The organism is Luteimonas sp. BLCC-B24 (assembly GCF_028550595.1).
Classification (GTDB): Bacteria; Pseudomonadota; Gammaproteobacteria; order Xanthomonadales; family Xanthomonadaceae; genus Luteimonas.
Genome location: NZ_JAQQGN010000001.1, coordinates 186830 through 208239, shown reverse-complemented (window position 1 = coordinate 208239; position 21410 = coordinate 186830). Strand labels below are relative to the sequence as shown.

The 21410-nt window shown below is 70.5% G+C and carries 22 protein-coding genes; 8 read left to right on the top strand and 14 right to left on the bottom strand.

From position 1 onward, the window contains the following. Positions 1–31 precede the first annotated feature (31 nt). From PQS31_RS00965 to purB, 5 genes are all read right to left on the bottom strand, one after another. On the bottom strand, positions 32–2875 hold the full coding sequence (locus PQS31_RS00965) for a 2-oxoglutarate dehydrogenase E1 component (protein ID WP_272760812.1): 2844 nt from the start codon (positions 2873–2875) through the stop codon (positions 32–34). Between the two features lie 192 nt (positions 2876–3067). Continuing rightward, positions 3068–3973 (bottom strand): GNAT family N-acetyltransferase, encoded by a 906-nt coding sequence (locus PQS31_RS00960; RefSeq protein ID WP_272760811.1) that lies wholly within the window; start codon positions 3971–3973, stop codon positions 3068–3070. Continuing rightward, positions 3970–5184, bottom strand: coding sequence for a cupin domain-containing protein (locus PQS31_RS00955; protein WP_272760810.1), 1215 nt, complete (start codon positions 5182–5184; stop codon positions 3970–3972). The genes PQS31_RS00960 and PQS31_RS00955 overlap by 4 nt, the downstream gene beginning before the upstream one ends. 221 nt (positions 5185–5405) lie before the next feature. Next, the gene (locus tag PQS31_RS00950) at positions 5406–5810 is read right to left on the bottom strand and encodes a VOC family protein (protein WP_272760809.1); all 405 of its coding nucleotides are present in this window, start codon (positions 5808–5810) and stop codon (positions 5406–5408) included. A gap of 20 nt (positions 5811–5830) precedes the next feature. Beyond that, positions 5831–7213 carry an adenylosuccinate lyase gene (gene purB, locus PQS31_RS00945; protein WP_272760808.1) on the bottom strand — a complete coding sequence of 461 codons (1383 nt, stop codon included), beginning with the start codon at positions 7211–7213 and terminating at the stop codon, positions 5831–5833. A 190-nt stretch (positions 7214–7403) separates the two neighbouring features. On the opposite strand from purB, the gene PQS31_RS00940 reads away from it, so the two are divergent. Continuing rightward, on the top strand, positions 7404–8810 hold the full coding sequence (locus tag PQS31_RS00940) for a class II fumarate hydratase (RefSeq protein ID WP_272760807.1): 1407 nt from the start codon (positions 7404–7406) through the stop codon (positions 8808–8810). 89 nt (positions 8811–8899) lie between these two features. On the opposite strand, the gene PQS31_RS00935 is transcribed toward PQS31_RS00940, so the two are convergent. From PQS31_RS00935 to PQS31_RS00900, 8 genes are all read right to left on the bottom strand, one after another. Continuing rightward, positions 8900–9298: a hypothetical protein gene (locus PQS31_RS00935; RefSeq protein WP_272760806.1), complete on the bottom strand. Its 399-nt coding sequence runs from the start codon at positions 9296–9298 to the stop codon at positions 8900–8902. Positions 9299–9678: 380 nt separating this feature from the next. Continuing rightward, positions 9679–10443 (bottom strand): hypothetical protein, encoded by a 765-nt coding sequence (locus tag PQS31_RS00930; RefSeq protein ID WP_272760805.1) that lies wholly within the window; start codon positions 10441–10443, stop codon positions 9679–9681. 25 nt (positions 10444–10468) lie between these two features. Further along, positions 10469–11326: a DUF2807 domain-containing protein gene (locus tag PQS31_RS00925; protein ID WP_272760804.1), complete on the bottom strand. Its 858-nt coding sequence runs from the start codon at positions 11324–11326 to the stop codon at positions 10469–10471. Between the two features lie 70 nt (positions 11327–11396). Beyond that, complete coding sequence (locus PQS31_RS00920) at positions 11397–12065, bottom strand: hypothetical protein (protein ID WP_272760803.1); 669 nt, start codon at positions 12063–12065, stop codon at positions 11397–11399. Between the two features lie 32 nt (positions 12066–12097). Further along, positions 12098–13150 (bottom strand): ABC-2 transporter permease, encoded by a 1053-nt coding sequence (locus tag PQS31_RS00915; protein ID WP_272760802.1) that lies wholly within the window; start codon positions 13148–13150, stop codon positions 12098–12100. Beyond that, positions 13147–14022: an ABC transporter ATP-binding protein gene (locus PQS31_RS00910; protein ID WP_272760801.1), complete on the bottom strand. Its 876-nt coding sequence runs from the start codon at positions 14020–14022 to the stop codon at positions 13147–13149. Before PQS31_RS00910 ends, PQS31_RS00915 begins: the two co-directional genes overlap by 4 nt. After that, a complete protein-coding gene (locus PQS31_RS00905) occupies positions 14019–14390 on the bottom strand; it encodes a GntR family transcriptional regulator (RefSeq protein ID WP_096208743.1) in 372 nt (123 codons plus the stop codon). Before PQS31_RS00905 ends, PQS31_RS00910 begins: the two co-directional genes overlap by 4 nt. Before the next feature lie 4 nt (positions 14391–14394). Further along, on the bottom strand, positions 14395–14661 hold the full coding sequence (locus PQS31_RS00900) for a hypothetical protein (RefSeq protein WP_272760799.1): 267 nt from the start codon (positions 14659–14661) through the stop codon (positions 14395–14397). A gap of 123 nt (positions 14662–14784) precedes the next feature. Here PQS31_RS00900 and PQS31_RS00895 point away from each other — a divergent pair, with 123 nt between their 5' ends. From PQS31_RS00895 to PQS31_RS00865, 7 genes are all read left to right on the top strand, one after another. Continuing rightward, positions 14785–15414 (top strand): glutathione peroxidase, encoded by a 630-nt coding sequence (locus PQS31_RS00895; protein WP_272760798.1) that lies wholly within the window; start codon positions 14785–14787, stop codon positions 15412–15414. A 102-nt stretch (positions 15415–15516) separates the two neighbouring features. Next, complete coding sequence (locus tag PQS31_RS00890; protein ID WP_272760797.1) at positions 15517–16431, top strand: FKBP-type peptidyl-prolyl cis-trans isomerase; 915 nt, start codon at positions 15517–15519, stop codon at positions 16429–16431. Between the two features lie 75 nt (positions 16432–16506). Next, positions 16507–17274 (top strand): FKBP-type peptidyl-prolyl cis-trans isomerase, encoded by a 768-nt coding sequence (locus PQS31_RS00885; RefSeq protein WP_272760796.1) that lies wholly within the window; start codon positions 16507–16509, stop codon positions 17272–17274. Between the two features lie 44 nt (positions 17275–17318). Next, positions 17319–17549, top strand: coding sequence for a SlyX family protein (locus PQS31_RS00880; RefSeq protein WP_272760795.1), 231 nt, complete (start codon positions 17319–17321; stop codon positions 17547–17549). 13 nt (positions 17550–17562) lie between these two features. Next, on the top strand, positions 17563–18252 hold the full coding sequence (locus PQS31_RS00875) for a DUF2058 family protein (protein ID WP_272760794.1): 690 nt from the start codon (positions 17563–17565) through the stop codon (positions 18250–18252). A 44-nt stretch (positions 18253–18296) separates the two neighbouring features. After that, positions 18297–19004, top strand: coding sequence for a transporter (locus PQS31_RS00870; RefSeq protein WP_272760793.1), 708 nt, complete (start codon positions 18297–18299; stop codon positions 19002–19004). Beyond that, positions 19004–19861: an alpha/beta hydrolase gene (locus PQS31_RS00865; RefSeq protein ID WP_272760792.1), complete on the top strand. Its 858-nt coding sequence runs from the start codon at positions 19004–19006 to the stop codon at positions 19859–19861. Before PQS31_RS00870 ends, PQS31_RS00865 begins: the two co-directional genes overlap by 1 nt. Before the next feature lie 51 nt (positions 19862–19912). Here PQS31_RS00865 and PQS31_RS00860 read toward each other — a convergent pair whose 3' ends face one another. After that, positions 19913–21316 carry an amidohydrolase family protein gene (locus PQS31_RS00860; protein ID WP_272760791.1) on the bottom strand — a complete coding sequence of 468 codons (1404 nt, stop codon included), beginning with the start codon at positions 21314–21316 and terminating at the stop codon, positions 19913–19915. Positions 21317–21410: the final 94 nt, after the last annotated feature.

Sequence of the window (21410 nt, the reverse complement as noted above, 5' to 3'; positions counted from 1 at the left end):
TGACAGTGGGGAATGGAGGGACGGGCGGCGATTACTCGGACAGCACCTTGCCGGCGAGGTCGTTGACCAGCGCATCGGCGATCAGCTGCTGCTGCTCGGCGACGTGGTCGTTGAAATGACCCACGGCGGGCGAGGGCGACCGCGCGCGGCCGGCATAGTGCAGCGACTGCTTGGCACCCGAACAGGCCTCGAGATGGTGCTTGATCTGGTACCAGGCGCCCTGGTTCTGCGGCTCTTCCTGACACCACACCACTTCGGTCGCCTTGTCGAAACGCTTGAGTTCGGCCGTCAGCAGTTCGCGCGGGAACGGGTACAACTGTTCGATGCGGATCAGGGCGACGTGATCCAGATCCTGCTTGCGGGCTTCTTCCAGCAGGTCGTAATAGACCTTGCCCGAGCACAGCACCACGCGCTTGACCTGCTTGGGCTTGGCCTCGGCGTCGGGAATCAGGTGCTGGAACTCGCCGTTGGCCAGTTCGTCCAGCGTCGACACCGCCAGCTTGTGGCGCAGCAGCGACTTCGGCGTCATCACCACCAGCGGCTTGCGGGTGGTCATGCACAGCTGGCGGCGGATCATGTGGAAGGCCTGCGCCGGCGTCGTCGGCACGCAGACCATCATGTTCTCCAGCGCGCACAGCTGCAGGAAGCGCTCGAGACGGGCCGAGCTGTGCTCCGGCCCCTGGCCCTCGTAGCCGTGCGGCAGGAACAGCGCCAGACCGCACAGGCGCTGCCACTTGGCCTCGCCCGACGACAGGAACTGGTCGATCACGACCTGGGCGCCGTTGGCGAAGTCGCCGAACTGGCCTTCCCAGATGCACAGCGTGCCCGGCTCGGACGAGGCATAGCCGTATTCGAAGGCCATCACCGCTTCTTCGCTGAGCAGCGAATCGATGATGGTCGCGTCTTCGGGGTTCTTCACCAGTTGGCGCAGCGGGATGTAATCCTCGCCGTTGTTCTGGTCGTGCAGCACCGCATGCCGGTGGAAGAACGTGCCGCGGCCGCTGTCCTGGCCCACCAGGCGCAGGCGGTGGCCGGCGTCGAGCAGGGTGGCGTAGGCGAGGTTCTCGGCGAAGCCCCAGTCGCCCGGGATCTCGCCGGCCGCCATCTTGCGGCGGTCCTCGTAGATCTTGGCGACGCGGGCGTGCAGGCTCACGCTCTCCGGAACGGTCGTGATCTTGGTCGCGAGCGCCTTCAGCGTGTCCACCGAGACCGTGGTGTCGAGCGTGTCGCTGAGGCGGCCGGCGAGATACGGATCCCAGTCGATCGTGAGTTCGTAGTCCGACGGCTTGGCGTCGGCGAGCTCGACCGTGACCTCACCCGCGTCGAGCTTGTCGCGGTAGCGGTCCACGATCGCCTTGGCGTCGTCCGCGGTGATCACGCCTTCGCTGACCAGCTGCGCGGTGTAGAGCTCGCGCGGGGTCTTGTGCTTGCGGATCACCTGGTACATCAGCGGCTGCGTGGCCGCGGGTTCGTCGGCCTCGTTGTGGCCGTGGCGGCGGTAGCAGACGAGGTCGATGACCACGTCCTTGCCGAACTGCTGGCGGAAATCGTAGGCGAGCTCGGCGCAGAACACGACGGCTTCCGGGTCGTCGGCATTCACGTGCAGCACCGGTGCGCCGACCATCTTGGCCACGTCGGTGCAGTACAGCGTGGAGCGCGAATCCTGCCGCTCGCTGGTGGTGAAGCCGACCTGGTTGTTGACGACCACGTGCACGGTGCCGCCGACCGCGAAGCCGCGGGCCTGCGACATCTGGAACAGCTCCATGTTGACGCCCTGGCCGGCGAACGCCGCGTCGCCGTGCAGCAGCACCGGCAGCACGGCCTTGCGCTCGGTGTCCCGGCGGCGATGCTGGCGCGAGCGGACACTGCCGGCCACCACCGGGTTGACGATTTCCAGGTGCGACGGATTGAACGCGAGCGCCAGATGCACGGCGCCGCCGGGCGTGGCAAGATCGGCCGAGAAGCCCATGTGGTACTTGACGTCGCCGGTGTGCGCGCGATCGTCGTCGTGGTGTTCGAACTTGCCTTCGAACTCGTCGAACAGTGTGCGCGGATTCTTGCCCAGCGTATTGACCAGCACGTTGAGCCGGCCGCGATGGGCCATGCCGATGACGATGTCCTTGACGCCGTCCTTGCCGGCACGCTGGATCACGTTGTCGAGCAGCGGAATCAGTGCATCGCCGCCCTCCAGCGAGAAGCGCTTCTGGCCGACGTACTTGGTGTGCAGGTAGCGCTCCAGGCCCTCGGCCGCGGTGAGGCGTTCGAGGATGCGGGTCTTCTCGGCGGCGCTGCGTGCGAACCGGCCACCCGCATTCTCCAGGCGCTGGTACAGCCAGCTGCGCTGGTCGAAGTCCGGGATGTGCATGAATTCCGCGCCGATCTGGCTGGAATACGTGGTCTTGAGCAGCGCCAGCAGGTCACGCAGCTTCATCCGCGGCTGGCCGCCGACGCCGCCCGTGCTGAACTCGTCGTCGAGATCGGCTTCGCTCAGCTGGTGGAACGGCAGGCCCAGATCCGGCGGGTTGAGCGGCGGGGTCAGGTCCAGCGGATCCAGCCGCGCGCCCAGATGGCCGCGCGAGCGGTAGGCGGTGATCAGACGGCCGACATGGCGCTCGCGCTCGTCGCCGGCGGCACCGGCGCTCGACCCGGTGACCACGCCGCGTGCGGCCTGGCGCCCGGCTTCGGCCACGGCCGAGAGCACCGCGGAATGGGGAACGTCTCCCGCCTCGCGCCCTTTGAAGGAATCGAACCACTGTTTCCAGCTGGTCCCGACGCTGTCGGGATCCACCAGATACTGCTCGTACAGATCTTCGATGTAGGCGGCGTTGGCGCCGAACTGGGACGACTGCGCAAACTGCTTCAGGAGACTGTCCACGTCGGGTGATTCGGACTCTTTGGGGAGGGGGTGTGGCGCACCCGATCCGCATGAAATTCGCGCATCGTGGGGCCGATGAAGGCCCGAGAGTATACGCGTCTCGTCGCGCCCCTTGCATCACCGGGCCGCGACACGACGCGCGTTCGACCAAGGTCGCAGACCGCGCGCGGGGCGGCGGATGCGGGCGCCCGCCTAGATTCCCAGTGCGCGGAACTCGGTGCAGGGCCGTGAACGTTCCCACACCGGGGCGAACTGGCGCGCCAGCTGTCGCGCGAGGCCGGGAAGGGTGGTCGCGGCCTCGCCGTCGAAGCGGTGGCCGAGCGTACGCTGCAGGAAGCCGCCCGCATCATTGATCAGGCAGGCGCCGGCGAACGCGCGGTCCACCGGATCGTCGACCTCGCGGAACGCGAACGCAGTCGGAAGCCGCTGGGCCAGGGCCAGCACCGGCGCGTGTTCGCGCTGGGGCGTGGCGGCATCCTGCAGCAGGATCTGCACGCGGCCGCCGCGACCGGCGGTGGCGAAGCGGCGCAGTGCATGCAGCACCTCGGGATGGTCGAAGAGGCCGGGGTCGAGATCCCGGCTGCGGACCCAGAGCGCGCGCCGCGCGGCGTGGATCAGGGTGACGGTGGCATCGACGGCGGCGTCGAGGGTTTCGACCGGGAACGGCGCGCCCTCGAGACGGCGCATCGCGCGATGCTCGATCCCCGCCTCGACGAAGCGCGGCCCGTGCGCCACGAAGCCGTTGCGCGCGTACAGCGCCTGCGCCGCGAGCTGCGCATGCAGCCAGGTCGCGCGCAGGCCGCCGGCGCGTGCGAGCTCGAGCAGGGCGCGCAGCAGCGCCTCACCGATGCCCTGGCCGCGACGGTCGGCGCGGACGGCCATGCGCCCGATCTTGCCGTCGGGACCGAGGCGACCCGTGCCGATCGCCGCGCCCGTATCGTCGAGTGCGAGCACGTGCCGGCTCAGCCCATCGAGTGCATCGCGTTCGAGTTCGGCGGGCACCTGCTGTTCCCGCACGAAGACCGCTTCGCGCAGCGCGTGGGCCGCAGCCTGCTGCGCCGGGTCGACGATCTCGACGACGTGGAACCGCGCGCTCATGCCTCGTCGGGGAACGACAGCTGGTAGTGGCCCTGTTCGAACAGGACATTCACGGCGTCGCGGCCGTCTTCGGTCAGGCCGGCATAGTCCTCGGCCGACAGCGTGCTCGCGGCGGCCAGCGTCGGTGCGTCGGCCAGTGGTACCGCATGCGCGCTACCGGCGACGAACAGGCGGGCGCCGTCGGCACTGCGCCGCCACGCCATCCGCGAGAACGGATTGCGCTGCAGCACCGCGCCACCTTCGGCGAGCTGGAATTCGAGTTCGATCCGCGCCGGCAGCGCGTCCGCCGGCATTGCCTGGTGCGCGTTGCGGTAGCCGGTGATGAAGCGGCCGAACCAGTCGCCCAAGCGTTCGGGGTCGTCGGTGCGCAATGCCGAAAGCGCCTCGACCACGCGGGCCATCGCGGCCGCGTCGATCTCGTTCGGATCGGCGGGCACCGCCAGCGTTTCGTCGTGGTAGCGCTGCGCCTCGTCGGTCTCGGCGGCCAGCGTGTCGACGAAATCGCCCATCAACTCGGCCACAGCGGGCGCGCGCATGCCGACCGAGAACGTCAGGCACGCGTCTTCGGCCACACCGTGGTGGGGCACCATCGGCGGCAGGTAGAGCATGTCGCCGGGGCCGAGCACCCAGTCGTGGGTGGCGGTGAAGGTGCGCAGCAGTTTCAGTTCGACATCGTCGCGGAAGTCCTGCGGCGGCAGGCCGCGCCCCATCGCGTGCGAGGCGTCGATCTGCCAGCGGCGATGGCCCTGGCCCTGGAGCAGGAAGACGTCGTACTGGTCGACATGGGCGCCGACCGAGCCGCCGGTTGCCGCGAAGCTGACCATGATGTCGTCGATCCGCCAGCGCGGCAGGAACGCGAACTGGGGCAGCAGCGCCGCGACATCGGCGTCCCACTTGTCGACGTCCTGCACCAGCAGGGTCCAGTCGCGGTCGCCGAGCCCGGGAAACACGTCCTCGTCGAAGGGGCCGGTCTCCACCTGCCAGCCGTCGGCGGCGCGGTCGTGGCGGATCAGACGCGACAGTGCAAATTCCTCGCAGGCCAGCCCGGCGAGGTCCTCGGGCGCGAGCGGGCTCTCGAAACCGGGAAACGCGTTGCGGATCAGCAGTGGACGTTTCTGCCAGTAGTCGCGCAGGAACTGCGCGGGCGACATACCGAGCGGACCGTCGCCGTCGCGTGCGTCGATTTCGAACAGAAGAGGGGCGGGATTCATGGGCGGCAGGGTACGCGAAAAGTCGCGGCTCGGCGGTGCCCCGACGCGTGCCCGTCACCCATCCCGGGCTTCACGCCCGACGCCGTTCGCCATGGTGTGCGCGCCTGCGGACAGGCCGTACCGGCCTCGCTGCGTGCCCGCCGGCGATCCGGCGCGACACCGGCGGCGTCGGCGTGTCCGGGCGCTCGTCGCCGGTCGCGCGCACGGAGGAATCCCGCTCCTCAACGAGCGTCCGCGACCGCGTCGTAGCCGCGCGCGCTGAACGCGATCAGGCACCAGCCGTGCCCGAACGGATCGGCCAGCTGGGCGATCCGTCCCCAGGGCGCCTCGCGCATCTCGCCCTCGCAGACGAAACCGGCACGACAGGCCCGTGCCCGGGCCGCGTCGAGGTCTTCGACCACGACATCGAGATGCACCGGACACCAGTGCCGCACATATCTGCGCCGCGCGCGCCCGTCGCCGAGGCTTCCGGCGGGCTTGTGCAGCAGATACAGCCGCACGGGCAGGCCGAGCAGTTCGACCACCGCAGCGCCGAAGCGCCGACCGGTACGCAACCCGAATGCCGCCGTAACCAGCGCTTCCGCGTGGGCGAGATCCGGGACGTCGAGATTGACCAGCAGGTCCATGTCGCGTCCCGGCACGGCGATCAGACGCCGCGGGCGAGCTGCCCGGCGAGGCCGGTATAGCGGCCCGGCGTGAGTTCGCGCAGCGCCTGCCGGGCGTCGGCCGGCAGATCCAGGGCGTCGACGAAGTCGCGCATCGACTCGGCCGTGATGCCCTGGCCGCGGGTCAGGGCCTTGAGCTGCTCGTACGGATTGGGCAGGCCGTGGCGGCGCATCACCGTCTGCACGGCCTCGGCCAGCACTTCCCAGGACGCATCGAGATCGGCGGCCAGGCGCTCGGGATTGACGCTGAGCTTGGCCAGGCCGCGCTGCAGCGCATCCAGCGAGATCAGGGTGTGACCGAACGCGGTGCCGAGCGCACGCAGCACGGTGGAGTCGGTGAGATCGCGCTGCCAGCGGCTGATCGGCAGCTTGGCGGCGAAGTGTTCGAACAGCGCGTTGGCGATGCCGAAGTTGCCCTCGGCGTTCTCGAAGTCGATCGGGTTGACCTTGTGCGGCATCGTCGAGCTGCCGACTTCGCCCTCTTTAAGCGCCTGCTTGAAATAGCCCAGCGAGATGTAGCCCCAGATGTCACGGCACAGGTCGATGCCGATCGTGTTGATGCGCTTCTGCACGTCGCTGATCTCGGCCACGCAGTCGTGCGGCTCGATCTGGGTGGTGTAGGGATTGAACACGACGCCCAGCGACTCGACGAAGCGCTGGGCGAACACGGGCCAGTCCACGTCCGGATAGGCCGCCACGTGCGCGTTGTAGTTGCCCACCGCTCCGTTGATCTTGCCGGTCAGCGCCACGTCCCACAGCAGTTCGGTCTGGCGCTGCAGGCGCGCGACCACGTTCGCCAGCTCCTTGCCCACCGTCGACGGCGACGCGGTCTGGCCGTGCGTGCGCGAGAGCAGCGGCAGGTCGGCATGGGCATGGGCCATCGAGCGCAGCGTGGCGATGAGCTGGTCCAGGGCCGGCAGCAGCACCGCCTGTCGCGCCTCGGAGAGCATCAGGGCGTAGGACAGGTTGTTGATGTCCTCGCTGGTGCAGGCGAAGTGCACGAACTCCAGCGCCGGCGCCAGCTCGGCGTCGTCCTTGAGCCGCTCCTTGATGAAATATTCGACTGCCTTGACGTCGTGGTTGGTGGTGCGTTCGATCGCCTTCACGGCCGCGGCGTCGGCCGGGCTGAACCCGTCGGCGAGCGCGCGCAGGCGCGTGGCGGCCGACTCGGAGAACGGTGCCAGTTCGCCGATGCCGGGCTCGGCGGCGAGCGCGAGCAGCCACTCCACCTCCACTTTCACCCGTGCACGGATCAGGCCGTACTCGGAGAAGATCGGACGCAGGGCGTCCACCTTGCCGGCGTAACGGCCATCGAGCGGGGAGAGGGCCAGCAGGGCGGCTTCGACGTTCCGGGAATCGGTCATGGGGCTCGGGCGGGGCGGGAAAGCCGTCATTTTAGCCTGCCGGGCGCTCGCGTATCCTCGGGCGGAACCGGGTGCCGCGCGCTGCCGTGCGCCGGCGTCCACGACGCGCCGCCCATGCCCGACGGGCGACGGCGGCTCCGACCGCCGACGTATCGCCCGCGGCGCCCTTCCGATCCAGGAGCGACCCCCGATGAGCACCTCCCCGAACGCCTTCCGCATCGAGCACGACAGCATGGGCGAGCTGCAGGTGCCTGCCGACGCCCTGTGGGGCGCGCAGACCCAGCGCGCCGTGCAGAACTTCCCGATTTCCGGCCGTCCGATGCCGCGCGGGTTCATCCGCGCCCTGGGCCTGGTCAAGGCCGCCGCGGCCGAGGTCAACGCCGGCCTCGGTCTGCTGCCCGAGAAAACCGGCAAGGCGATCCGCGGCGCGGCGCTCGAGGTCGCGGAGGGCCGGCACGACGCGCAGTTTCCGGTGGATGTCTACCAGACCGGTTCGGGCACCTCGTCGAACATGAATGCCAACGAGGTCATCGCGACGCTCGCGTCGACCGCATCGCGCACGGTGCACCCCAACGACCACGTCAATCTCGGCCAGAGCTCGAACGACGTGGTGCCGACGGCCATCCGGGTATCGGCGCAGCTGGCCGTGACCGAAGACCTGCTGCCGGCGCTCAAGCACCTGCGCCGCACGATCGACAAGCGCGGCAAGGCCCTGGGCAAGGTGGTCAAGACCGGACGCACGCATCTGATGGACGCGATGCCGCTGACCTTCGCCCAGGAATTCGGCGCGTGGTCGTCGCAGATCGCCTCGGCCGAAGCGCGCCTGGACGACACCCTCAGGCGCTTGCGCCGATTGCCGATCGGCGGCACCGCGATCGGCACCGGCATCAATGCGCATCCGCAGTTCGGCAAGAAGGTGGCGCTCGCGCTGTCGACGATGACCGGTGCGCGCTTCGAGTCCGCCGACGACAAGTTCGAGGGCATCGCCACCCAGGACGACGCGGTGGAAGTGTCCGGACAGCTCAACGTGCTGGCGGTGGCGCTGATCAAGATCGCCAACGATCTGCGCTGGATGAACTCCGGTCCGCTCGGGGGGCTCGGCGAGATCGAGCTGCCGGCGCTGCAGCCCGGCAGTTCCATCATGCCGGGCAAGGTCAATCCGGTGATTCCCGAGGCGACGGTCATGGCCGCCGCGCAGGTGATGGGTCACCACACCGCGATCACCGTGGCCGGGCAGAGCGGCAATTTCCAGCTCAATGTCGCCCTGCCGCTGATCGCGGCGAACCTGCTGGAGTCGATCCAGCTGCTGTCGAAGGTGTCGCGGCTGCTCGCCGACAGCGCGATCGCCGGGCTCAAGGTGCGCCGCGACAACGTCGACGCGGCGCTGGCGCGCAATCCCATCCTGGTGACCGCGCTCAACCCGATCATCGGTTACGAGAAGGCTGCCGCGATCGCCAAGCGCGCCTACAAGGAGAATCGCCCCGTCATGGAGGTCGCGCGGGAGGACAGCGGCCTGACGGAGGCCGATCTCGACGCGTTGCTCGACCCGGCCGAGCTCACGCGCGGCGGAATTCACGAAGGTGCCGGCGGCGGATGAGCGCCGGCCGCTCGCCGCGGTGCGCGCTGCGGCGTGCGTCGGGCGACCGGCCGCGGTCGGAGTGGGACGGTCCGACGACGCGGTGGCCCCTAAGGCGTCGTCGCATCGACCAGACAGGCGTCGCAGGTGGACGCGTCGACGCGGCGCGTGCAGATGTCGCGCACCCGGGAGGGCGGCAGCCCGTCGGGCACCTCCGGCCGCAGACCGTTCCGGAACAGGGTGCACGTGCCGGGCGACAGCGACGCGATCCGGGGCAGTTGCACGTGCAGGTGGCCATCGACCGTGTGGCTGAGGCGGGCGCCGTTGGCGTCCGCGCGCGGGTCCAGCGCCTGTGCGCCGTGCCAGAGCTGCAGTGCGGTCGCGCCGTCGGGGCCGGCGACGAACAAGGCCTGCTGTCCCCGCTGGCCGTCGAGCGTCAGGCCGACGTTGTCGCCCGTGTCCCAGGTGACGTAGCCGCCGCGTTCCTGGCCCGTCCGGTCGTACAGCATCACCCCGCCGCGGCGCTGCCCCGGTCGATGCGGCGTCCATCGATGACCGCATCCGGCATCCGTCCCGACAGGCGCACGCGCTCGACCCCTGACGGATCGACGATCACGAGTTCACCGAGGCGCAGACGCTCGGGACCGGGCGCGGCACCTCGACCGCGCGCAGTGCCAGGACCACGCAGCCGGCGACGAGCACCGTGCACAGCGCGCCCAGCAGGCGGACCGTGCGCGGTGGCGCCGTTCGAGGGCGTCGAGCCGGGATTCGACGTCACGTTCCATGTGATCTCCAATGACGAGCGGACGACGTGCGGGGTCCGTGGCCGTCATGCGCGCATGCCGGCGCCCGCGTGGTTACGGGCGCCGTCCGCGCCGTGCGGACGACGTCAGTTCGACGTCGCCTCGGCCTCGGCCGCCGCGTCCGCTTCCTCGGCCGCATTGCCGCGACGCTCGCGCCGTTCGCGTCCTTCGCGCCGCTCGCGTCGACCGTCGCGGCAGTCGTCGACGTCGGTCGCGTCCATCGTGGCGTAGGGCTGGAAGGCGGGCAGTGCGGCCGCCAGCGCCTGCTGCGACGCGAGCAGCGCCGGGAGGTGGTCGCACAGCTTGGCCGCCTCGGCCTCCATCTTCTCGCCCTCGGCCTCCATGCGTGCCTCGAACTCGGCCGACTTTCCCGACAACAGGCTGGTGATCGCGCCTTTCGCCGCCTCGGCGCCGAGCTGGGCGCCCTGCATGCCGATCGCGATGCCGGCTTCGGCGATCGCGACGATGTTGGCCCGGTGCGCGAGCAGCAGCTCGCGTTGCGCCGCGTCGATCGCCACCGTCCTGCCGTCGACGAGGAAGTTACCGGCCGGGCTGATCACGGCCTTGGGAAGGGAGGACGTGCGGCCGTCGTCGCCGCCGAAGCGGAAGCCGCTGATGGTCACGCCGCCCGCTCCGCTGCCGCCGACGCTGATGTTGTTCTGCGCCAGGTCGCGGCGGGCCTTGTCCAGCGCGTTGCGGGTGGTGCGGGTGATGAAGCCGTCGTCGGTCGACGACGCGGCGCTGTCGGCGTCTGCCGAAGCGCGCGACTCGTCGCGCGAGCACGCGGTCAGCGCGCCGGCGCAGGCGAGCAGCAGAAGCAGGGGCAGCATGCGGAGCGGCGATGTGGACATGAGGACTCTCCGGAAATGACGGGGCTCAGCGCTTGCGTGGAATGGTCACGGTGCCGCGCACGTCGCGCGCGCTGACATCGCCACTGCCCTTCGATGCGACGTCCAGGTTGCCGCTGACGCCGCGTACATCGAGATCACCCGAGCCGATCGAACCGACCGACACGTTACCGGCGACGTCACGCAGATCGATGTCGCCCGAGCCGAGGCTGCCGACGCGCACGTCGCCGGCCGCACCCGCGAGCGAGAAGTCGCCCGAGCCGACACCGCCGACCTCGACCGGGCCGCGTATGCCGCGGGCCACGACATCGCCCGAGCCGATGGCCAGTACCTTGAGTTCGCCGGCGTCATCGATGGTGATGTCGCCCGAGCCCACCTTCGCGGTGACGCGCCCGGCGATGCGACGCAGCTCGGCATCCCCCGAACCGACATCCGCGCTGGCCGCCGCGACGCCGGTCACCCAGGCGTCGCCCGAACCGACGATCGCCTGCACCAGCACGTTCGCCGGCACCTGGCCGGTGAGATCGAGGTAGGCGTAGTTGTTCGCGAACCAGCCGATGCTGCCGCTGGTGTCACGACGCAGGCGCACGGTCAACGTGTCGCCCGACTTGGACTGGTCGAGCACCAGACGCTCGAGCAGGCCGGCGGACGAGGCACAGGCGCGGCCGCGCAGCGTGGCATCGGGCGATGCCGCGCCGTCGATGCGCAGCTTGTTGGCGCCGATCTCGAAACGCACCGTGCGCACGCCCTCGAGGTCCAGGGCGAGGGTCTGCGGGGACGCGTGGCGGCACTGTCCGCTTTCCTGGGCCTGGGCGGCCACCGGCAGCGCGAACGTCGCCGCGAGCATCAAGGGAATCAGCGCTGAGGAAGGCAGGCGGGACGTCATGTCGCAATCTCCTGGATGGGCGCGGTAGCGGGTGTGTGTGGACGATGGGATGGAAGCGTGCGCCGGCGATTCAGCGCCGGGCGAATTCGCGGCGGACGGCGTTGTGACAGGACGCCTCGTCACCGGCCTGGAGGCGCGCATAGGGCCGGAATTCCGGCAGATCGGCCGCGAGCTGCTGCTGGGCCTCGCGCAGCGCCGGCATCCGGTCGCAGATCTGGGCGACGCTGGGACCGACCGTGCTGCGCACCGATCGCTCGATGCGGCGCTCCAGACTGCCGGTCATCGCGCCCACCATCAGCGAGAACACGCTGCGGTCCACCGAATCCACCGCGGCCAGGGCGGCGACTTCACCGATGTCGATGCCGGACCTTGCGACGTCGATCACCTGGCCGCGGTAGGCCAGCAGCTGGCGACGCTGCGCGGCGTCGACGGTGACGGCGCGGCCGTCGATCAGGAAATCGCCCTGCGGGGTGATCTCGGCCTTCGGCAACGGGGCGCCCGATTTCTTGGTGGAGCGCGCGTCGCCACCGAACTGCAAGCTGTTGCCGACGTCGAGGTTCTCCATCTCGAGGTCGGCCCGGGCCTTGGCGAGATCGGTGCGGATCTCGCGGCGGGCGTCGTCGAGGTCGCGGCGGATCTCGCTGCGGATGCTGTCGTCGCTGCCGGGCGACGCCGCCCAGGCGGTCAACGGCAGGCAGGTGGCGAGGGCGGCGATGGCACACAGGCGGACGAATCGCATCGACGGATCTCCGAACGCGGAACGGGCGGGGCTCAGCCTTCCTCGCGCCAGCGGCGCAGGCGGATGGCGATGGCGATCATCACGGCGCCGGCGACGATGCCGATCCACATGGACGGCTCGGCGAAGTTGGAATAGATCCCGCCGACACTGAACAGGTTGGTCAGCTCGCCCCGTTCCATCGCCTGCGAGGCGTGGGACAGATCGGCGCCGGTCAGCGGCACCGTGCCCAGCAGCATGCGGGCGATGACGTTGCCCCAGAGCCAGTGGCGGTCGAGGCCGACGAGCTGCAGCAGGCCGGTCATCGAGCTGGCGACGCCGAACGCGAGCGGGAGCAGCACTGCCCACAGGAAGGGCTTGCCGCGGGCCCAGGCCGAGCACAGCATCAGCCAGCCGACGGTCGGCAAGGCCCAGGCCGCGTACACCGGAATCGCCGCCAGATACTGCCCGGCCAGCACGAAGGGTGTGCCGTTGCCCCACAGCAGCGGCAGCGGATTGGCGCCGTGCGCGGCTGCGGCAATGCTGATCGCGACCAGGAACAGCAGCATCGTGACGATGGCGATCAGCGTGGCTGCGAGCGGAATCACCAGCACCGCGGTGACCACCTTCGAGACCACCGTCGCGCTGTCGGAGACCGGCAACGACTTCCAGAACAGCACGCTGCGGTCCTTGCGGTCGTCGTAGAGCGCGCCCAGGCAATAGAAGAACGCGACGAAGACCATCACCAGGAATGGCCAGCTCGACGACATGAACAAGGTCATGTACAGGCCGTCCGCGAGCTGGCGCATGTCCTCGCTGTTGAGCTGACTGACGAGGGTGCCCAGATCGAGACCGTTGATGGTCACGCCGTTGTGTTCGATCGTGTGCCCTTCGGCGACCGAGCGGTGGGCGAAGAAGATCGCCATCACCAGCAGGCCCACCGACAGCAGCAGCGAGATCGCACCGGCAATCGCCGGCGCCCAGACGATGCCGCCCTTGTGCTCCCAGTACTCGCGGCGCAGCAGCAGGCGGAAGGTGTGCGTGACGTGTGCGGGCCGGGCCGTGCGCGCCGGCGCCGGCGGATCGATGGTTTCGGCGGGCGCGTTCATGCGTAGGCTCCTTTCATCGTGGCCACGAACAGGTCGGCCAGGCCCGGCGTGCGGGTCTCACCGAAAACGGAGAGGGTGGAAACGGGCACGCCGTCGAACAGCATCACGGTCTTGCCGAAGGGCAGGGCGCGTTCGTCGATGGGCCCGTGGGCGCGGGCGGCGGCGAGCTGGTCGGCGTTGACCAGCACCTCGACGAAGCGCTCGCCGACATCGTCCATCGGCGCATCCAGCACGATCTTGCCGTTCTGGATGAAGAGGATGTCGGTCAGGATGTGCTCGATTTCCTCGACCTGGTGCGTGGTGACGATGATCGTCTTCTGCTCGTCGAAATAGTCCTCCAGCAGGCGCTGGTAGAACTGCTTGCGATAGAGGATGTCGAGGCCGAGCGTGGGCTCGTCGAGCACCAGCAGCTTGGCGTCGATCGCCATCACGAGTGCCAGGTGCAACTGCACGATCATGCCCTTGGACATCTCGCGCACCCGCTGCTTCGGCATCAGCTTGGTGTTGGCCAGGAAGCGCTCGCAGCGGGCGCGGTCGAAACGGGGGTGCACGCCCTCGACGAAGTCGATCGCGTCGCGCACCCGCATCCAGCGCGGCAGCACGGCGACGTCGGCGATGAAGCAGACATCGTTCATCAGTGCGTCGCGCTCGGTGCGCGGATCGCGGCCCAGTACCGACATCTCGCCGTCGAAGCGGATCAGGCCCAGCAGCGCCTTGAGCGCGGTGGTCTTGCCGGCGCCGTTGGGACCGATCAGCCCGACGATGCGACCGGCGGGAATCTGGAAGCTGGTGCCGTCGAGCGCGCGCGCGCCCTTGTAGACCTTGGAGAGGTTGCGCGCGGTGATCACCGGGATATCGGGGACGGCGTTCATTCGTTGGCTCCATTGCCGATGGACTGCAGCAGATCCCGGGCCGAGAGGCCGAGGCGTTCGATCCGTTCCACCACCAGCGGCCATTCCTCCTGCAGGAAGCGCTCGCGTTCGCTGCTGCGCAGCTTCTTGGAGGCCTCCTCGGTGACGAACATGCCGAGGCCGCGGCGCTTTTCCACCAGGGCCTCGTCGGCCAGCTCCTGGTAGGCGCGGGAGACGGTGATGGGATTGAGCTGGTAGTCGGCGGCCACCTGGCGCACCGAGGGCAACGCGTCGCCGGGCTTGAGGACGCCGTCGAGCATCATCGCGATCACGCGTTCCTTCAGCTGGCGGTAAATGGGAGCGCCGTCGCTCCATTCGATGTTGGCCATGGCCTCAGCTCCTCCCACCGGCGCCCCGCGCGAACGAGAAGTACGGCATGGCGATGGCGTTGCGCGCGCGCTTGCTGCGGCTGCGGGGCGGGGGTGCGGCCTGGTCGGTGGACGCCTTCTCCTGCGTGCGGCTTTCGACGGCGGAGGTCGACGGCGCGGCGGCGCTCGCGTCGTCGGCCGGGAACGCCGGCCAGGCGACCAGCAGGCCCAGGACCAGCGTTGCAGTCGAGGCGGCGCATGCGAAGATCGGGGTATGGAGCTTGCGGTTCATGTCGACCGTCCTGCTCTAGTGGGTAGGTGTTGTAGGCAACTATAACACCACCGCAGGGGATGTCAACACACGTCGCACCGTCGTCCACCCAACTGATGGCAGGGGGCCTGCCGGAGAATCGTCATGCGCGGATCGTCCGTATTGAAGTGGGTGCTGCTCGCCGGCGGCCTGGCGGCGCTGGGCGCCTCGGCACTGGCCCTGTCGCAGTCGCGGTCGCCGGCGCGGTCCGCGGATGCGCCCGCGGCGAACGCCGGACTGCGTGTCGTCGACCACCGGTACCGTCCGCTCGCAGGCCGGGAGCCGGTCGATCTCGCCACCGCGTACCGCGGCGATGTGCTGCTGATCGTCAATACGGCGAGCAAATGCGGCTTCACGCCCCAGTTCGAGGCGCTCGAGGCGATGCACGCGCGGCTGAGCAGCCGCGGATTCGCGGTGCTCGGGTTTCCGTCCGGCGATTTCCGCGAGCAGGAGTTCGAGGACGAACAGGCGATCCAGGCGTTCTGCACGCTGACCTACGGCGTGAAGTTCCCGATGTTCGAGAAGGTGCACGTGGTGGGTGCCGACGCGACGCCGCTGTACCGCCAGCTCGCGGCGGCCACGGGGCAGGCGCCGCAGTGGAACTTCCACAAGTATCTGGTGGGCCGGGACGGCCGGGTGCTCGCCCAGTGGGGCAGCCGCACCGCGCCGGACGATCCGCAGATCGTCGCCGCGATCGAGCGCGCACTGGCCGTGCCGCGCCCGGGCGCGCGCTGAAGGCGCCCTGAGCCGGCGGGGCGGGCGATTGCCCGTCGCCGTCAACGCCGCGACAATAGCCGGCTGCATCAGTCCGGACGGTCCGGGCGGGAGATCCTGCGGATGTTGACCCTGTTGCGCGCCGGCACGCTGGCGCTGCTGATCGCGGCCCTCGGCCACGCCGCTGCGGCCGAGCCTGTGGGCGATCGGGATGCGACCAGCTATGTGATCGGCCTCGACGTCGCCGGTTCGATCCGCCAGATCGGCCCCGATCTCGACCTCGCCGCATTCGAACGCGCCGTCGCCGCGACGCTGGCCGGCAACGCGCCGGTGCTCCCGGAGGCCGAACGCCAGCAGCTGGGCCTGGCTCTCGGGCAACGCGCGGCCGCGCGTAGCGGGCGCCCCGTGCCGGGCATGCCGCCGGGCAGCGAGCCGCCGGCGGTCGATGCCGTGCGTGCCGGCACCCTGGTCGGCGCCGACATCGGGCGATCGCTGCTTCCGCTGAAGGACGAGATCGCGATCGCGCCGCTGATGCGCGCGGTGCGCGAGGTCGTCGCCGGCACACCGCCGACGATGGCCGCCGAACAGATCGAGGCCGCGCGCCAGGCCATGGTCGCGCGCGCGCAGACGCGGGCCACCGAGGCCGCGAACGCGAACCGCGACGCGGGCGCCCGCTTCCTTGCCGAGAACCGCGGCAAGACCGGCGTGTTCGCCACCGCTTCGGGCATCCAGTACCGCGTCGAACGCGCGGGCCAGGGGCCGCGCCCGCGCGCCAGCGACCGGGTGCGCGTGCACTATCGCGGCACGCTGCTCGACGGCACCGAGTTCGACAGCTCTTATGCGCGCAACGAGCCTGCGGTGTTCGGGCTGGACCAGGTCATCGCCGGCTGGACCGAAGGCCTGCAGCTGATGCCCATCGGTGCCAAGTACCGCTTCTGGATTCCGGGTGCGCTGGCCTACGGCCAGCGCGGCAGTCCGCCGACCATCCCGCCGAACTCCACCCTGGTCTTCGATGTCGAACTGCTCGACATCCTCTGACCGCTGACGCGCGTCGCCGTTGCGCGTCGCCGTTTCTCTTTCCCAAGAACGACTTTCACCGGAGCTGCCATCAAGATGAAGACCACCACGCGTTTCGCCATTGCCGGCCTGGCCGCCGCCCTGCCGCTGGCGATGATCGCCTGCAAGCCGATCGACAAGGAGACCGGCAAGCCGGTGGAGAGCACGTCCGCCGACGCGCCGGCCGCCGGCGCCGAGATCGCGGGCCTGCGGGGCGAGCGCGAGCAGATCAGCTACATCATCGGCAACCAGATGGGCGAGCAGCTCAAGCAGATCAAGGACGAGATCGACGTCAAGACGCTGCAGCGCGCGATCGCCGAGACCCTGGACGACAAGGCCATCGAGATCAGCGACGAGCAGGCGATGGCCGTGATGCAGTCGTTCGGTGAGCGCATGCAGGCCAAGCAGATGGCCGAAATGCAGGAGAAGTCCAAGGCCAATCTGGCCGAAGCCGAGACCTTCTTCGCCCAGAACGCCACGAAGGAGGGCGTGCAGACGACGGCCTCGGGCCTGCAGTACCGCGTGATCACCGAAGGCACCGGTGCCAAGCCGGGCCCGAACGATACCGTGCGCGTGCACTACAAGGGCACCCTGCTCAACGGCGAAACCTTCGACAGCTCCTACGACCGCGGCGAGCCGGCCCAGTTCGCGCTGAACCAGGTCGTGCCCGGCTGGCAGGAAGGCCTTCAGCTGATGCCGGTCGGCAGCAAGTACGAACTGTGGATTCCGGCGGCGCTGGGCTACGGCGAGATGGGCTCGGGCCCGATCGGCCCGAACCAGGCCCTGGTGTTCGAGGTCGAGCTGCAGGACATCGTCCGCAACTGAGGTCCGCGGCGCCGCGCCCCCCGGCGCGGCGCCAGGACACCGCCATGGACCAGAACGAGATCCACGCCACGCTGGAGCACCGGGTGACCGAACTGGAGACGCGTCTCGCGTTCCAGGAAGACACCATCGCCCAGCTCAACGACGCGCTGAGCCAGGCCCGGCTCGAACTCGGTGCACAGACCGGTCTGCTGCGCCGGGTGATGGATGACCTGCGCCAGGCGCGCACCGTGCAGTTCCCCGATCCCTCGGACGAACCGCCGCCGCCGCATTACTGAGTAACCGTCCACGATGACCGATTCCCTTCGCGACCAGCTGCTCGGTCTGGGCTTCAAGGCCCCGGCCCAGCCGGCGCCGTCCCGCGACGAACGCCGCCCGCGTCCCAACGACCGGAATGCCGACCGCCGCGGTCCGCGTCCGCCGGGCAAGGCCGGCGACGGGCGGCCACGCCCCGCGGGCGGCAAGCCCGGCGGGCAGGCGCGGGGTGCCGACCGGACGGGAACACCGCGGGGCGCAGGCCCGCAGGGCCAGGCGCGCAAGCCGCGTCCGCCCCGCGACGACATCGATCTCGCCAAGGCCTTCGCGATCCGGGCCCAGCGCGAGAAGGAAGAGCGCATCGAGGCCGAACGGCTGAAGCAGGAAGAGGCCCGGCTGCGCCGCGAGGCCCGCGCCAAGCTCGAAGCCTTCATGCAGGGCAAGGCGCTCAACCGGCCCGAGGCCGACATCGCCCGGCATTTCGAGTACGGCGGCAAGATCAAGCGCATCCATGTGGATGCAGAGCAGCTCGCCGCGCTCAACGCCGGCGAACTCGGCGTGGTCCAGCTCAACGGTCGGTATCTGCTGGTGACCGCCGCGGTGCTGGACGAGGCCGAGGCGATCTTTCCGCAGGGTGTCGCCCTGCGTGTCGATCCGTCGGCGCCTGCGGGCGAGGACCCGTACAGCGATCCGCGCTACCAGGTGCCGGACGACCTGGTGTGGTGACGCGCGCGCGGGCCTGCGTGGCGGCGTGCGTCTGCGCGGCGTCGGTGGGCGCCGCGTCCGCGAAGGAGCCGCTCGAGTTCGATCGGCCAGGCACCGGGTTCTCGGCCTCGGTGCTGGCGCCGGGTGCGGTGGTCTGGGAGCAGGGCCTGCCGGACAGCGAGCGCGACGACAACGCCGGCGTGCGTACCACGACGCATACCTTCGGCAGCGTGCTGCGTGTGGGCCTTGGCGCTTCGCTCGAACTGCAGCTGGCCGGCGCGCCGCATGTGCGCGTGTCCGACACCTCGCCCGACGGCCGTCAGCGGCGGCAGGGGGCGGGTGACAGCGAGGTGGGACTCAAATGGGCGCTGCCCGCCGCCGGCGAGCTCGACTGGGCACTGCTGGCCCGCTACGGCCTGCGCACCGGCTCGGCGGATCTGCGGCCGGACCGGCATGCGCGCAGCCTCGGGGCCACCGTGGCCGGGGAGACCGCGGGCGGGCGCGGGTACTCGGTGTTCGCCGGCTACGCGCGCGACGACGCGGGCCGCGGCTGGCAGCTGGCGCCGAGTCTCGACCTGCATGCGGGCGACCGGTTCGGCGGCTACGTCGAAGCGGTGCTGGGGACGGGCAGCGAGCGCGGCGTGCGCGCCGGCGGCGGTCTGACCTGGCAGCCGCGCGGTGCGGTGCAGCTGGACGTCTCGGTGCTGCGCGGCCTTGGCGCCGAGGCGCCGGACTGGAGCGCAGGCCTGGGTGTGTCGCTGGGCCTGCGTTGATGGCGGTGCCGCCGTCGGACGGCGCGCCGCCGGCGCAGCGCGAGCATCTGGTCTTCTCCCACGCGAACGGGTTTCCCGCCCCGACCTATGCCCGGATGCTCGCGCCGCTGCGCGCGCACGTCGACGTCACGCACGTGGACGCGTTCGGGCACGAGGCGCGCTATCCGGTCTCGCGCGGCTGGTCCGCCCTGACCCGGCAGCTGCTGGACCACATCGAGGCCCACGCCGCCGGCCGCCCGGTCTGGCTGCTCGGCCATTCGCTCGGCGGCTATCTCAGCGTGCTCGCCGCGGCGCAGCTGGGGCCGCGAGTGCGCGGGGTGGTGCTGCTCGATTCGCCGCTGATCGGCGGCCTCACCGCGCACCTGGTCAAACTGGGGCGACGCACCGGCTTCGACCGGCATCTGATGCCGCTGCGCCAGACCCTGCAGCGCCGGACCCACTGGCCCGACGTGGACGCGGTGCGCGCGCACTTCGCCGCGAAGCCGGCATTCGCCTGGTGGGACCCGCGGGTTTTGAGCGATTACGCATCGACGGCGACGGTAGGCGATGGACAGGGGCGGCGGCTGCTGTTCGATCGCGAGGTCGAACATCGCATCTACGCGACGCTGCCCACGCGCAGCGTGCATCGCGCCGCGCAGCGTGTGACCGCGCCGATGGGCTTCATCGCCGGCCGTCGCTCGCGCGAAGTCGCCCAGATCGGCCTGCGCGCGACCCGTGCACGGGTGGGCGCGCGGCTGGCCTGGATCGACGGCAGCCATCTCTACCCGATGGAGCGGCCGGACGAGACCGCGCGGTCCGTTCTCGCGATGCTCGACGGCATGCGCGGCGAAGCCGTCCGCGTCCGCGCCGCGCCTTGAAGCCGCGCGCGCATCGCCGCACGGCCGCCCCGCGGCCTTGCGGCCGCGGCGTCAGTCGACCGCGTACCCGCTGACCGGGCCGGCCACCTGGCGGCCCGCCTGCCAGACCGCCTCGATGCGGCGCGTGTTGCGGATGTCGACGAGGGGATCGGCCGACAGCACGACGAAATCCGCGCGCCGGCCGGGCTGCAGCAGGCCGCGATCGTCGAGCTGCAACAGGCGGGCCGAATCGCGCGTGGCGACGGTCAGCGCCTGCTGCGGGGTGTAGCCGGCCTGCAGCATCAATTCGAGTTCGCGGTGTTCGGCGAATCCGGCGACGCGATGCGGCAGGGCACCGGCGTCGGTGCCGAAGCCGACCGCGATGCCGGCCTCGCGCAGCGTGGCGAGGTTGCGCAGGTTCATCGCCACCGCGTCCCGGGCGCGCTGCGTCGCGGGATCGGCGAGTGTACGCGCGCGCCAGCCGGCGTCCGACCACTGGCGCACGACGGCGGCGGGCAGGGCGTTGCGCAGGAACGGCGTGTCCAGCCAGCCGGGATGTTCGGCGTAGATGTAGTTCGCCTCGTCGATCTGCAGCGTGGCGATGTAGCCGGTCCCGGCCTCGCGCATCGCCGCAGCCAGCGCGGCATCGATCGGCTGGTCGCGCACCCCGTGCGCGATGATGTCGACGCCGCTCGCGACGAGGTCCGTGGCGGGCGCGAGATCGTGGATGTGCGCGGCGACCAGCAGGTCGTGGCGATGTGCTTCCTCGATCGCCGCGCGGTAGACCTCGGGCAGCATCGCCGGCGCCTTGCCGCCGAGATCGTCGACCCAGAGCTTGATCAGGTCGACACCGGCCCCGGCCTGCGCGCGCACCGCCGCGCGCGCGGCGTCCGCATCGCCCGGTCGCGCCACCGGGTCCTGCTCCAGTCCCATGTTCGCCGCGGGCGGTGCACCGCCCGGGGTACCCACGCCCGCACCGGCGCCGAACAGCTGCGCACCGAGCGCCGGGTCAGCGGCGACCTCGGCGCGGATCTGCGGAAACGCGGCGCCATTGAGGCCGAGCGCCACCACGGTGGTCACGCCGTAGGCCTGGAACTGGCGCAGGTCGCGGACCAAGATGTCGCGCGTGTAGAAGCGGTCGCCGTGCTCGGTGCCCTCGGTGTTGCCGACATGGGCGTGGGCGTTGACCAGGCCGGGGATGATGTGGCGTCCGCTGTAGTCGATGCGCTCGGCGTCCGCGGGCAGGGACTCCGAGCCCGCCGCCTCGATGCGCTCGATGCGGCCGTCGCGGATCACCAGTGCAACCGTGCCCAGGTCGCGTTCGCCGTCGAAGACGCGGGCGTTGTCGACGACGACGAGGTCGCCGGTGCCGGGCGTGCCGGCGGGGTCGGGCGTCGCTGCGCCGATGTCGCTCCCGCCACAGGCGGTGAGACCGATGGCGGCGAGCGCGGCGAGGGGGCCGAATCGTCGAAACATGCGGAGTCCTCAGGTGGCGATCAGGACGCGCCACCATAGCGGCCGCCCGGTCGCGGCCGCGTGTCCGTCGGCCCGGTGCGTGTGCCGGTCGCGC

Bases quoted from the DNA above. Each gene is read 5' to 3' on its own strand.
- PQS31_RS00955 (WP_272760810.1), bottom strand. From the start codon at position 5,184: ATGAATCCCGCCCCTCTTCTGTTCGAAATCGACGCACGCGACGGCGAC.
- PQS31_RS00910 (WP_272760801.1), bottom strand. From the start codon at position 14,022: ATGAACGCCGTCCCCGATATCCCGGTGATCACCGCGCGCAACCTCTCC.
- PQS31_RS00860 (WP_272760791.1), bottom strand. From the start codon at position 21,316: ATGTTTCGACGATTCGGCCCCCTCGCCGCGCTCGCCGCCATCGGTCTC.
- PQS31_RS00875 (WP_272760794.1), top strand. From the start codon at position 17,563: ATGACCGATTCCCTTCGCGACCAGCTGCTCGGTCTGGGCTTCAAGGCC.
- purB (WP_272760808.1), bottom strand. From the start codon at position 7,213: ATGACCGATTCCCGGAACGTCGAAGCCGCCCTGCTGGCCCTCTCCCCG.
- PQS31_RS00885 (WP_272760796.1), top strand. From the start codon at position 16,507: ATGAAGACCACCACGCGTTTCGCCATTGCCGGCCTGGCCGCCGCCCTG.
- PQS31_RS00865 (WP_272760792.1), top strand. From the start codon at position 19,004: ATGGCGGTGCCGCCGTCGGACGGCGCGCCGCCGGCGCAGCGCGAGCAT.
- PQS31_RS00925 (WP_272760804.1), bottom strand. From the start codon at position 11,326: ATGACGTCCCGCCTGCCTTCCTCAGCGCTGATTCCCTTGATGCTCGCG.
- PQS31_RS00900 (WP_272760799.1), bottom strand. From the start codon at position 14,661: ATGAACCGCAAGCTCCATACCCCGATCTTCGCATGCGCCGCCTCGACT.
- PQS31_RS00920 (WP_272760803.1), bottom strand. From the start codon at position 12,065: ATGCGATTCGTCCGCCTGTGTGCCATCGCCGCCCTCGCCACCTGCCTG.
- PQS31_RS00960 (WP_272760811.1), bottom strand. From the start codon at position 3,973: ATGAGCGCGCGGTTCCACGTCGTCGAGATCGTCGACCCGGCGCAGCAG.
- PQS31_RS00930 (WP_272760805.1), bottom strand. From the start codon at position 10,443: ATGTCCACATCGCCGCTCCGCATGCTGCCCCTGCTTCTGCTGCTCGCC.
- PQS31_RS00935 (WP_272760806.1), bottom strand. From the start codon at position 9,298: ATGCTGTACGACCGGACGGGCCAGGAACGCGGCGGCTACGTCACCTGG.
- PQS31_RS00940 (WP_272760807.1), top strand. From the start codon at position 7,404: ATGAGCACCTCCCCGAACGCCTTCCGCATCGAGCACGACAGCATGGGC.
- PQS31_RS00950 (WP_272760809.1), bottom strand. From the start codon at position 5,810: ATGGACCTGCTGGTCAATCTCGACGTCCCGGATCTCGCCCACGCGGAA.
- PQS31_RS00905 (WP_096208743.1), bottom strand. From the start codon at position 14,390: ATGGCCAACATCGAATGGAGCGACGGCGCTCCCATTTACCGCCAGCTG.
- PQS31_RS00890 (WP_272760797.1), top strand. From the start codon at position 15,517: ATGTTGACCCTGTTGCGCGCCGGCACGCTGGCGCTGCTGATCGCGGCC.
- PQS31_RS00915 (WP_272760802.1), bottom strand. From the start codon at position 13,150: ATGAACGCGCCCGCCGAAACCATCGATCCGCCGGCGCCGGCGCGCACG.
- PQS31_RS00895 (WP_272760798.1), top strand. From the start codon at position 14,785: ATGCGCGGATCGTCCGTATTGAAGTGGGTGCTGCTCGCCGGCGGCCTG.
- PQS31_RS00880 (WP_272760795.1), top strand. From the start codon at position 17,319: ATGGACCAGAACGAGATCCACGCCACGCTGGAGCACCGGGTGACCGAA.